The 11539-nt window shown below is 38.1% G+C and carries 12 protein-coding genes; 10 read left to right on the top strand and 2 right to left on the bottom strand.

The genetic code is table 11. The annotated features are described in order from the left end of the window. The first annotated feature begins 170 nt into the window (after window positions 1-170). From ACTJJF_RS20110 to ACTJJF_RS20070, 9 genes are all read left to right on the top strand, one after another. Window positions 171-1682: a succinate CoA transferase gene (locus ACTJJF_RS20110; RefSeq protein WP_440700797.1), complete on the top strand. Its 1512-nt coding sequence runs from the start codon at window positions 171-173 to the stop codon at window positions 1680-1682. A 208-nt stretch (window positions 1683-1890) separates the two neighbouring features. Beyond that, window positions 1891-3165 (top strand): acetyl-CoA hydrolase/transferase family protein, encoded by a 1275-nt coding sequence (locus ACTJJF_RS20105; protein ID WP_312302614.1) that lies wholly within the window; start codon window positions 1891-1893, stop codon window positions 3163-3165. A 139-nt stretch (window positions 3166-3304) separates the two neighbouring features. Beyond that, complete coding sequence (locus ACTJJF_RS20100; RefSeq protein ID WP_440700796.1) at window positions 3305-4090, top strand: hypothetical protein; 786 nt, start codon at window positions 3305-3307, stop codon at window positions 4088-4090. Between the two features lie 237 nt (window positions 4091-4327). Continuing rightward, window positions 4328-5458 (top strand): 4-hydroxyphenylpyruvate dioxygenase, encoded by a 1131-nt coding sequence (hppD, locus tag ACTJJF_RS20095; protein ID WP_065400713.1) that lies wholly within the window; start codon window positions 4328-4330, stop codon window positions 5456-5458. A 72-nt stretch (window positions 5459-5530) separates the two neighbouring features. Continuing rightward, window positions 5531-5992, top strand: a complete 462-nt coding sequence (locus ACTJJF_RS20090; protein WP_312302609.1) for a hypothetical protein — start codon at window positions 5531-5533, stop codon at window positions 5990-5992. A 54-nt stretch (window positions 5993-6046) separates the two neighbouring features. Beyond that, window positions 6047-7294, top strand: coding sequence for a fumarylacetoacetase (gene fahA, locus ACTJJF_RS20085; RefSeq protein WP_440700795.1), 1248 nt, complete (start codon window positions 6047-6049; stop codon window positions 7292-7294). A 29-nt stretch (window positions 7295-7323) separates the two neighbouring features. Then, complete coding sequence (locus ACTJJF_RS20080) at window positions 7324-7548, top strand: GxxExxY protein (RefSeq protein ID WP_440700794.1); 225 nt, start codon at window positions 7324-7326, stop codon at window positions 7546-7548. Then, complete coding sequence (locus tag ACTJJF_RS20075) at window positions 7520-7732, top strand: GxxExxY protein (RefSeq protein WP_440700793.1); 213 nt, start codon at window positions 7520-7522, stop codon at window positions 7730-7732. Before ACTJJF_RS20080 ends, ACTJJF_RS20075 begins: the two co-directional genes overlap by 29 nt. A gap of 76 nt (window positions 7733-7808) precedes the next feature. Then, on the top strand, window positions 7809-8633 hold the full coding sequence (locus tag ACTJJF_RS20070; protein WP_440700792.1) for a flavin reductase family protein: 825 nt from the start codon (window positions 7809-7811) through the stop codon (window positions 8631-8633). 182 nt (window positions 8634-8815) lie between these two features. Here the strand turns inward: ACTJJF_RS20070 and ACTJJF_RS20065 are convergent, their stop codons facing one another. Together ACTJJF_RS20065 and ACTJJF_RS20060 are read right to left on the bottom strand one after the other, a co-directional pair. Then, window positions 8816-9322 (bottom strand): hypothetical protein, encoded by a 507-nt coding sequence (locus ACTJJF_RS20065; protein ID WP_312302600.1) that lies wholly within the window; start codon window positions 9320-9322, stop codon window positions 8816-8818. Between the two features lie 49 nt (window positions 9323-9371). Beyond that, a complete protein-coding gene (locus tag ACTJJF_RS20060; protein ID WP_312302597.1) occupies window positions 9372-10214 on the bottom strand; it encodes an alpha/beta hydrolase family protein in 843 nt (280 codons plus the stop codon). Between the two features lie 61 nt (window positions 10215-10275). Between ACTJJF_RS20060 and ACTJJF_RS20055 the strand changes: the two genes are divergently transcribed. Beyond that, window positions 10276-11529, top strand: a complete 1254-nt coding sequence (locus tag ACTJJF_RS20055; RefSeq protein WP_312302594.1) for a T9SS type A sorting domain-containing protein — start codon at window positions 10276-10278, stop codon at window positions 11527-11529. Window positions 11530-11539: the final 10 nt, after the last annotated feature.

Raw genomic sequence — 11539 nt, 5'->3', positions numbered from 1 at the left:
TTTGTTTAATTTGAAAAAGTATTGCTGAATACATACAAAAGACGCTTTAAATCCTTTATTTAAAGCGTCTTTTTTCTTAAATTTGTAAGGTATGGTTAAGTCCATTTAACCATCATTATTTTTCATGACGCATCCTAAGTAATGGTGGTTTAAAACAAAATCAATATTACATGTTAGAAAGAATCAGATTAGAAAGTCTACACCAAAAAGTAACAACGGCAGAAAATGCTGTAAAAATCATTAAAGACGGTATGACCATAGGGTCGAGCGGCTTTACCAAAGCGGGTGACAGCAAAGCTATTTTACCGGCCCTTGCGGAAAGAGGAAAAACCGAGAACCTTAAAATCACTTTAATGACCGGAGCTTCACTGGGCCACGGTACCGACGGAAAATTAGCAGAAGCTGATGTTATCAGAAAAAGAATGCCGTTTCAGGTAGATCCTGTTTTAAGAAATAAGATCAATAAAGGCGAAATTCTCTTCATCGACCAGCATTTAAGTGAAAGTGCCGAGCTTCTCCACACCAAAAATCTTCAAAGTATTGATGTAGCTGTCATCGAAGCGGCTTATATAGAAAGGGACGGAAGTATTGTTCCCACCACCTCCGTTGGAAATTCCGTTACATTTGCAGCCCTGGCTAAAAAGATCATCATTGAAATCAATACGGAAGTTCCTGAAGAAGTTTACGGAATCCATGATATATACCAGGCTGAGGATTATCCTTACAGAAACGTTATCCCTATTGTTGCACCATGGAATAAAATCGGCAGAAAAAGTATTCCGGTGGATCCCGATAAGATTGAAGCTATTGTTTTTACCCATCTTAAAGACAGCCCGGCAGATATTGCAGAACCGGATGAAAAGACCACAGCTATTGCCAGACATCTTCTTGATTTCTTTGAAAATGAAGTTCGTTTAGGCCGCCTTACAGACAGGCTCCTTCCTCTTCAGGCAGGTATCGGAAAAGTAGCCAATGCAGTACTTACAGGATTTAAAGACAGTAATTTTTATGATCTCACCATGTTTTCCGAAGTACTTCAGGACAGCACTTTCGATCTGATAGATTCCGGTAAACTCAGCTTTGCTTCAGCATCTTCCATTACCGTTTCTAAAGAATGCTACGAAAGGGTTTTAGGAAACCTCTCCAGATATAAGGACAAATTTGTTTTAAGACCACAAAACATTTCCAATACTCCGGGATTGATCAGAAGACTTGGGGTGATTGCCATCAATACCGCCATCGAATTTGATATTTATGGAAATGTAAATTCTACCCACATCGGAGGAACAAAAATAATGAACGGAATCGGAGGTTCAGGTGACTTTGCAAGAAATGCTTATCTGAGTATTTTCGTGACGCAGGCTGCTTCTAAAGGTAATAATATTTCCCACGTACTTCCGATGGTCTCCCATACAGATCACACTGAACATGACGTTGATATTCTGGTGACAGATGTAGGGCTGGCAGATCTGAGAGGGCTTGCTCCGAGAGAAAGAGCTCAGAAGATTATTGACAACTGTGTTCATCCGGATTACAGAGAAGAATTACAGTCTTATTTTGACAGAGCCTGCGAACGTGGAGGCCACACTCCTCACCTGCTGGAAGAAGCATTCAGCTGGCATTTACGTTTCTCAGAAACAGGAAGCATGAAACAGGCTGTAGAAACTGAAATCTCCAATTAAAAATACGATCAACATATTAATAAAGGGCTGAATGCAACGCATTTAGCCTTTTATTTTTATAAAACACTCCCTTCTTTTATATGATAAAAATCCTTTCCAATATCTGCAAAATAATTAGAAAAAGTAAAAATATAAGATTATCTTTGAAAGAAGAGAGGTCATTTATGAAGCAGAAAATATGGTCAACCCCCTGTTAAAAAAATAAAATATGCATAATTACATCAGCGCAGAAGAGGCAATATATACCATAAAAAGCGGCAACCGGGTATTTTTCCACGGAAGTGCCTGCACCCCGAATTATTTGATTGATGAGCTGGCAAGACAGTCACACAGGCTGGAGAATGTAGAAATGGTCTCCATTACCCAACAGGGAAATGTAGAAATTGCAAAACCTGAGTATAAAGACAAATTCTTTATCAATTCTCTGTTTGTATCCACTCCGGTGCGTGACGCTGTCAATTCGGACAGAGGTGATTTTGTACCCGTATTTTTAAGTGAAATCCCGATTTTATTCAGAAAAAACATTCTTCCCCTTGATGTAGCACTGGTCACAGTTTCTCCACCGGACAGGCATGGTTTCTGTACGCTGGGGACTTCAGTAGACATAGCAAGATCAGCTGTAGACACTGCTAAAATCATCGTTGCAGTCGTTAATCCAAGAATGCCAAGAACTCATGGAGACGGTATGATCCACATCAGCAGGATCCACAAGCTGGTATGGCATGAAGAAGAGCTACCAACAGTAGATTACGGATCAAAAGTAGGCCCTGAAGAAATGCTAGTAGGAAAAAATGTAGCAGAGCTTATTGAAGACAGATCCACCCTTCAGATGGGTATCGGAACCATTCCTGATGCAGTTTTAAAATGCCTTACCAATCACAAGGACCTGGGAATTCATACTGAAATGCTAAGTGACGGCGTTATTGACCTGATCCAGAATGATGTGATCAACAACAAATACAAAGGCTATAACGATAATAAAACCATTACAAGCTTCTGTTTCGGAACCAGAAAATTGTATGATTATGTGGATGATAATACCGTATTTGCTTTCAGGGATGTAAGTGAAGTCAACTTCCCCATCAACATCATGAAAAACAAAAAAATGGTAGCCATCAATTCTGCGATTGAAATTGATCTTACCGGACAGGTCTGTGCAGATTCCATCGGAACTATGCAGTACAGCGGTATCGGCGGCCAAATGGACTTCATGCGGGGAGCAGCATTAGGTGAAGACGGAAAACCGATTATTGCCATCACTGCCAGAACGAAAAAAGGAGTCTCCAGAATTGTTCCTTATCTTAAACAGGGAGCCGGTGTAGTGACTACAAGAGGGCACATCCATTATGTCGTTACGGAATACGGAACAGCTTACCTGTATGGAAAAAACCTTCGCCAGAGAGCTCAGGAGCTGATCAGTATCGCCCATCCTGACGACAGGGAAATGTTGGAGAGAGCAGCATTTGAAAGATTTAAACACTGATAATCAACAAATAAGGTTTTTCAATATGTATTTTTCATGAGATTTTAAAAACATATTTCTATCTCAGACCTATAGATTACAAAAAAAACTTTAATATTTTGGCAGTATATTTGATAAAACTCTTTCAAAAACAAGGAAATTGAAAACTATATATAATTCGATACGAGAAGAAGTTGTAAAGCATTCGAAGGTTAGGAATTCTGTTTTGGGGAATGTGAATGAATGGAAGAGAAGCCATTATATTATTCTTTCCGAAATTATTAAAGATGAACTGTCTGAAGCTGAAGAGCTGAAAGGAGGAAAAAAGTTTGAAATCGGAAGTACCATTTCACATGTAACACTACAACGATTCTTTGAAAACGACTATCAGGATAAAACCCACAGTGATCTGAGATTTTTAAAAACTTTAGACAAAATATGCATCTTTCTTGGGTATAGAGATCTCAATGATTATATTCACACTGTCAGACAACAGGATCATCAGGAAGAAGACAGCAATTCATTCATGACCCAGATCGTCTATGATTATTGTGCTGCTGCATTTGAGTTCTACAAACTGTTTCCGGCTCACAATACGGAACTTTTGAAAGATCTTGTATTTGATGATTCTCCTTTTCTGGAAAGAGCATCACAGTTCAGTAAAGAATTATGTGATCAGGATTTTCATCTGGTAACGAAAAACAACCGTTCCAATTACGAAGTTTTTGATATCAATATTGTAACGGATGAACCGGACAAAAAAATACTGGAGTCCCAGGAGTTTTGGAATCTTCTGTTCAAAGTCGGGGAAACAGGAGAGGAACACTTTGTAAACCAGCTGAGTACCCAGATTTATTTTATTAAAAAGATTGGTAATACCTGGAAAATCTGGGATAATTATAACCCGGATGCCGGAAGATTAAACAAAAAAATAGAAACCGTCTGAAAATAAGAAAGCCGCAGAGATGATCTGCGGCTTTCATGTTCGAAATATTTTTTTTCACTTGTCTTTTGTATTACAAATGTAAGCGGTTGATTCCACACAGATGAAACTTAAATATACTTAAATAAACTTTTCTTTAACGTTATGTTAAATAAATTCAAGGATTAGTAGGGAATATTTTTCCTATATCCAAGTTTTTTGTAATTTGCATACCAATAAAATAAAAGTAAAAGAGAAAATATGTCAACACTTACATTTGCCGAGAAAATTGCTCAAGCAGAAAATTTCTTGCCGATTAACGGTACAGATTATATTGAGTTTTATGTAGGAAATGCAAAACAGGCTGCCCATTATTACAAAACCGCTTTCGGTTTCCAGTCTGTAGCTTATGCGGGTCCTGAAACAGGAGTAAGAGACCGTGCATCTTATGTGCTTCAACAGGGAAAGATCAGATTGGTACTAACTACCGGATTGAAGTCTGACTCTCCTATCAACGAACACGTAAAGAAACATGGTGACGGAGTAAAAATTTTGGCACTTTGGGTAGATGACGCTTATGCAGCTTTCGAAGAAACTACCAAAAGAGGTGGAAAACCATATTTGGAACCCGTAACTTTAACTGATGAGCATGGTGAAGTAAGAATGTCCGGAATCTATACCTACGGAGAAACTGTTCATATGTTCGTAGAAAGAAAAAATTACAACGGTGCTTTCATGCCGGGATACGAAAAGTGGGAAAGTGCCTACAATCCTGAAGAAGCAGGATTACTGTATGTAGACCACTGCGTAGGAAACGTAGACTGGAACAGAATGATCCCTACCGTGGAATGGTATGAAAAAGTAATGGGATTTGTAAATATCCTTTCTTTTGATGACAAACAGATCAACACAGAATATTCTGCTTTGATGTCTAAAGTAATGTCGAACGGAAACGGATATGCAAAGTTCCCTATCAACGAGCCTGCAGAAGGTAAGAAAAAATCCCAGGTAGAAGAATATCTTGATTTCTATGAAGGTGAAGGTGTACAGCATATTGCAGTAGCTACAAAGGATATCATCCATACAGTAACCGAACTGAAAAAACGTGGTGTAGAGTTCCTTTCTGCCCCGCCGGAAGCTTATTACGATATGGTACCTGAAAGAGTGGGCCACATTGATGAAGATTTAAAGAAACTTCAGGAGTTAGGTATACTTATTGATCATGATGAAGAGGGGTATCTGCTTCAGATCTTTACCAAGCCTGTAGAAGACCGCCCTACTCTATTCTTCGAAATCATTGAAAGACATGGTGCGCAGAGTTTCGGTGCAGGTAATTTCAAAGCTTTATTCGAAGCCTTGGAAAGAGAGCAGGAAAGAAGAGGTAATCTTTAATTTTACGTTAAAAAAATTTAAGTTTTGTCAGGATACAGTGTTCTGGCAAAACTTTTTTATAAAACACAGTATATGAGAAAATTTTTAATAGGAATTTTATTCTTTGGAACATTAGGGCTAAAAGCTCAATATGGAACCCTGAATGCAATTCTGGACCGACTTGAGGCAAGAAAAGGCATCAATCAGAATCTTGAAAAGGTGAATATTGACAACAAAAAATTTGTTTTCATCAAAGATGAAGCTGATCATACAGAAAGAGATTTTATTATTATCAAAGGAAATGCGGCAACGTATGTAGAAGTTTTTGATGATAAAGCCACCGGAGAAAGCAGTTCCAATGTTTTCACAGGTGATATTGTCAGAAAAAAGAATATTATTTCCTTACGGGCAGATATGCTTGAAAATAAAAAAGTTCCTGTGCCTGTCACCAAAACCCTGCTATTGACCCAGCAGGACAATATTCTGTACCTCATTGATGTCAATACGAAAGCCCGATGGATTGATGAGCAATCTTATACCAAGAAGGCAAAATAACATCCCGGAATGCCCTTTTCAGGATGATAATTTAATCTAACTAAATCTAAACTTATGAAATCATTTGTAGACTATTCCTCAGATTCGGATTTTTCTATACATAATATTCCTTTCGGAGTCGCAGTTTTTAATAAAGAATACATCGGATGCTGTACAAGAATCGGAGATCAGGTAATTGATCTTGCCACTTTGTATGATCTTGGATATTTCGAAGATATTGAAGGATTAGACGACAATGTTTTTGAGGCCTATACCATCAACGAATTCATTGAACTGGGTAAGCCTGTTACCAATGCCGTTCGTACAAAAATTCAGGCATTATTACAGGAAGGTTCTACCCTTTCAAAAGATCAGAAAACCATTGAAGAAGCGTTTTATGATCTTGACAAAGTAAAAATGATGATGCCTGTTCACATCCCGAATTATACAGACTTTTACAGCAGTATAGAACATGCTACCAACGTAGGAAAAATGTTCCGTGATCCGGCCAATGCATTATTACCCAACTGGAAACATTTACCGGTAGGCTACCACGGAAGAGCCTCTTCTATTGTAGTTTCAGGTACAGAAATCAACCGTCCCAAAGGACAAATGAAACCTGCAGATGCAGATAAACCCGTTTTCGGACCTTGTAAGCAGCTGGATTTTGAACTGGAAATGGCTTTCATCGTCAATAAAAATACGGAGATGGGAGAAAGCATTTCTACGAAAGATGCTGAAGATGCGATCTTCGGAATGGTGGTATTCAATGACTGGTCTGCAAGAGATATCCAATCATGGGAATATGTTCCGCTAGGGCCATTCCTTGCAAAAAACTTCGGTTCATCCATTTCTCCATGGGTAGTTACCCTTGAGGCACTGGCACCATTCAGAACAGCTTCTCCGGTACAAGATCCTGAAGTGCTGGATTATTTAAAATTTGAAGGTGATAAAAATTACGATATTAACCTTGAGGTATATATCCAACCTGAAAACGGTGATCAGAACCTGATCTGCGAAAGCAATTACAAATACATGTACTGGAATATGAACCAGCAACTGGCCCATCACACTATAAACGGATGTAACGTAGAAGTGGGTGACCTATATGCCAGCGGTACTATTTCCGGAACCGATCCAAAGTCTTTCGGTTCTATGCTTGAACTGACGTGGAGAGGCCAGAATCCTCTATCATTAAGCAACGGTGAAGAAAGAAAATTCATTGAAGATAACGATACCGTTACCATGAAAGCATGGGCTGAGAAAGATGGTGTGAGAGTAGGTTTCGGTGAAGTTTCCGGTAAAATTATTCCTACACTTTAAACTTTAACCACAAAAGTCACAAAAGAATTATGATTACTCAGTCATATCTAACCGATTTGACCTATAAGATAAATGGCGCCTGTATAGAAGTTCACAAAATTCTGGGCGCCGGTTTATTGGAAAGTGTATATCATAAATGCCTGGAAGAAGAATTCAGATTAAGAAATATCAGTTTTAAATCTGAACTAAAAGTTCCCCTGAATTATAAAGGAAAAGAAATAAATTGTGATTTCTTTTGTGATTTTTTTAGTTGAAGATTCAATTGTTGTTGAGCTCAAATCAGTTGTTCAATTGAATGATATTCATCGGGCTCAACTGCTGAATTATATAAACTTAATGAAGAAACCCAAAGGTATCTTAGTAAATTTTAATGTAAAAAATCTTTATCACGAAGGGCAGGAAACTTTTGTCAATAAATATTATGACATGCTTTTTTGAACTTTTAAAGATTAAAACTATTAGCTTAAAAACTTTTGTGACTTTTGTGGTTATATAATTTTTGTAATTATAAAATATGAAAACAGTAATCCCCTCTGAAATAACCTCCGTACAACTACAGACCATCATGCAGACGGCCGTTTCACCGCGTCCTATTGCACTTGCTTCTACTGTAGATAAAGATGGTAATCATAACTTATCTCCGTTCAGTTTTTTTAATATGTTCAGTACGGTTCCTCCGATTTTGATTTTTTCACCATCGAGAAGAGTTCGTGATAATACCACCAAACATACACTGGAAAATGTTCATGAAGTACCTGAAGTAGTCATTGGAACGGTCAATTTTCCGATTGTACAGCAGATTTCTTTAGCTTCCACAGAATATGAAACCGGAGTGAATGAGTTTATCAAATCAGGTCTTACCATGAAAGATGCTGATCTTGTACAGCCCAAACTGATTGAAGAATGCCCTGTCAACTTTGAATGTAAGGTTTTAGAAATAAAGCCATTGGGAGATCAAGGCGGTGCCGGGAATCTGGTGATCTGTGAGGTTCAGAAAATCCATATCAGAGAAGAATACCTGAATGAAGCCGGAAATCTGGATCAGAAAAAACTGGACATGGTAGCCCGTTTAGGCAGCAACTGGTATTCCAGAAGCAATGAGAACAGTCTTTTTGAAGTACCGAAACCTTTGGTAACAAAAGGAATTGGTTTCGATCTGCTGCCAGATTCCATTAAATACAGCAAAGTATTTACAGGAAATGACCTTGGAATGCTTGCCAATACTGAAGTATTACCTGCCGGTGACTTTCATGCTGATGAAAAGATTCATCTTGATGCACAGAAATTACTCCTGGAAAGCAAAGTTGAAGAAGCGTGGGTCTTACTCACGATACAATAAAAAATCGGTCTGAAATTTCAGACCGATTTTTTATTTAGGTTGGAAGTCAGAAGCTGGAGGCTGGAAGTTCAAAAAGTTTTTTGAATAACTGTTGTCCAAATGAATAACCTTTGGAAAATAGTCCTTTTTGATTTCAATAGATTCTGAACACGACTATTATCTTTAGCTCCAGCTTCTGATTTCTACTTAGATTTCAATGATTCCGAGACCGTAATTTTCCCTTTTTCAGCAAAGTCTGTTACCTTACCGTTTTTATCAATGGAAACATTCAGGTTATCATTTTTAGAATCGTAGAAAATGCTTGTTGCATATCCAGGGCAATCATGTTGCTTACATCCTGTCAGTTTATAAATTCCGTTTTCTGAGGTCACAGGACCTTCCACGTTGAAATTTTTCACCATTTCATCATACTGGGCTCCTGTAAGCTTTTTCAGTCTTTCTGAAATACCTTTATCTTCAAATAATTTGATATCATGAGGATATTTACCTACATTTTTGGTAATAATATTATCCGCAACGGGAGCAGAAGGAGCAGGTGATGCTACAGAATCATTTTTTGTGATTACAGAATCTTTAGGCATTACAGTAGCCAAAGTATCCTTACTTACAGAAGACTCTGTTTTTGTCTCTTTTTTACATGAAATAACACATAGTGAAAGCGCAAATGCGCCTGCAATAATTTTTTTCATAATTATATTGATAGGGTGGTTAATTTATAATAACGTAGTTTTAAACGTTTTATTTTAATTTTTCTTTGATAAAACCAATACATTTTTCTGTCACAGTATTTAAATCCTCCGGAAGATGCTGTTCCGTCCAGGGTTCTTTTGCTCCGAAAGTATGGTTGGCATTTTCAATAAGGAACAATTCTGAATTCGGGTTCAGGATATGAAGATGTTCTGCATGTTTTGCATCCACGGCCTCATCTTTGGTCCCATGAATGATCAGCATATGGGCCTTCGCCATTTCAGTGGCTCTTTCCACATCAAAACGGTGGATATTCTGCTCATAGTCTTCATAAAACTGATAATAATGAGGCATCTCCTGGTGGGTACGTCCGTTTAAAGCATAGTATACCCCTTCCCTTTTCCAGTTATCAAATGCTTGTCCTGTGGGAAATCTTTCCAATGTATCTATGCTTGCCAGGGTGATCAATCCGTTGATTCTTTCATCTTCGAACGTTTTAATGATTGAAATTCCTCCTCCCCTGCTGTGCCCGATCAGCACCACTTTTTCCGGGTCTGCATTCGGATGATCGATAAAATGATCAATCACAACACTAAGGTCTGAAAGTTCTTTAGTATAATTATTATTCCCAAATGCTTCAAGATCTGCAAAATCGCTTGGACTGTCTACTGTGGTACCATTGTGCGAAAAATTAAAGGTAACAAAGAAAAACCCTGCTTCTGCAAACTTTTTCCCCATCAGATCCCATGCGCCCCAATCTTTATATCCTTTATATCCGTGAACAAAGACTACCAGAGGCAGTTTTTTTCCGGTGTCAATGTAAAAAATATCAGCAAGAAAACCTTTTGTTTCTTTATTTTCTAAATATATATTCTTTTCACTAATCAAATTCATAAAATAAATGGGTTTTATTTAATATTCTTTATATTTATAAAGCTAATTTAAATTGAAATTTATGAAAAAAACTCTACTTTTTTTATTTTTAATTACTTTTTCTTTTGCAGTCTGCCAGACATCCAGAAGGGTATTCTTCATTGGGAACAGCTATACCAATGTCAATAATCTGCCCAATCTGATCAAAAATGTAGCCGATTCTGCAGGTGATATATTGGAGCATCAAAGCCAGACACCGGGAGGGGCTACGCTTCAGAGCCATATCAACAGTACCACTGTCGCCACGCTCAATCAGGGAAACTGGGATTATGTGGTATTGCAGGAACAAAGCCAGCTTCCTTCTTTTCCGGAACAGGTCGTTCAAAGTCAGGTATACCCCTATGCTGCACAGCTTTCTGAACTTATAAAATCAACCAATCCCTGCGGAAATATCATTTTTTATATGACATGGGGACGTAAAAACGGTGATGATACACGTTGTGCTACTCAACCTGAAGTATGTACCTATGAAGGAATGGATAATCTGATCTATCAGCGTTATGTGGAAATGGCACGAGTCAATGAAGCCATCCTGTCTCCGGTTGGCAAAGTATGGCGAAGCATCAGACAGCAGGACCCATCTTTAGAACTTTATGATACGGATCAGTCACATCCCAGTTATCTGGGTTCCATGGCAGCTGCCTATACATTCTACACCATTATTTTCAAAAAAGATCCCACGCTGGCTTCCTATATCGGAAATCTGACCCCGATGCAGGCCCAGTTTATCAAAAATATTGTAAAAACAGAGGTTTACAATACCCTGGACACATGGAATGCAGTCTCCAATGATGTTCATAGCAGATTTGTTTATCAGTACACAGGAAACTCTACCGTTCAGTTTACCAATAAAACAGTCAATGCCACCACTTATCTGTGGGATTTCGGAGACGGTAATACATCTGTTCAACAAAATCCTTTACATACCTATACTGCTACGGGAGATTATGATGTAAAGCTTACAACCGATGCCTGCGGATCTAATACGACCAAAACAAAACGGGTAACAGTCAGCAATCTCAGCATCAAGGAATCAACTCCTGATGATCCGGTTCAGATTTATCCAAACCCAGCCCAAACTGTAGTTAATATCAGCACCAAAAAGAGCATTAAAGTACTTTCTGTCACAGATTCCGCCGGGAAAATCATCTCACACACTATGAACAAAACTGATTCCGGCTATACCATTCCACTCCATCACTTACCTTCCGGCATTTATCTTTTACATTATAAAACGGAAGAAAAAGAATTCATCAAAAAAATTATTAAAAAATAACCTTATTTTT

The organism is Chryseobacterium sp. 22458, from assembly GCF_052044975.1.
GTDB lineage: Bacteria > Bacteroidota > Bacteroidia > Flavobacteriales > Weeksellaceae > Chryseobacterium.
The sequence above is the reverse complement of the archived record's forward strand: the minus strand, read 5'-3'. Positions and strand labels throughout refer to the sequence as shown.

Excerpts from the sequence above, each read along its gene's own strand:
- ACTJJF_RS20055 (WP_312302594.1), top strand. The coding sequence starts at position 10,276 with ATGAAAAAAACTCTACTTTTTTTATTTTTAATTACTTTTTCTTTTGCA.
- ACTJJF_RS20070 (WP_440700792.1), top strand. The coding sequence starts at position 7,809 with ATGAAAACAGTAATCCCCTCTGAAATAACCTCCGTACAACTACAGACC.
- hppD (WP_065400713.1), top strand. The coding sequence starts at position 4,328 with ATGTCAACACTTACATTTGCCGAGAAAATTGCTCAAGCAGAAAATTTC.
- ACTJJF_RS20110 (WP_440700797.1), top strand. The coding sequence starts at position 171 with ATGTTAGAAAGAATCAGATTAGAAAGTCTACACCAAAAAGTAACAACG.
- fahA (WP_440700795.1), top strand. The coding sequence starts at position 6,047 with ATGAAATCATTTGTAGACTATTCCTCAGATTCGGATTTTTCTATACAT.
- ACTJJF_RS20060 (WP_312302597.1), bottom strand. The coding sequence starts at position 10,214 with ATGAATTTGATTAGTGAAAAGAATATATATTTAGAAAATAAAGAAACA.
- ACTJJF_RS20105 (WP_312302614.1), top strand. The coding sequence starts at position 1,891 with ATGCATAATTACATCAGCGCAGAAGAGGCAATATATACCATAAAAAGC.
- ACTJJF_RS20090 (WP_312302609.1), top strand. The coding sequence starts at position 5,531 with ATGAGAAAATTTTTAATAGGAATTTTATTCTTTGGAACATTAGGGCTA.
- ACTJJF_RS20065 (WP_312302600.1), bottom strand. The coding sequence starts at position 9,322 with ATGAAAAAAATTATTGCAGGCGCATTTGCGCTTTCACTATGTGTTATT.
- ACTJJF_RS20080 (WP_440700794.1), top strand. The coding sequence starts at position 7,324 with ATGATTACTCAGTCATATCTAACCGATTTGACCTATAAGATAAATGGC.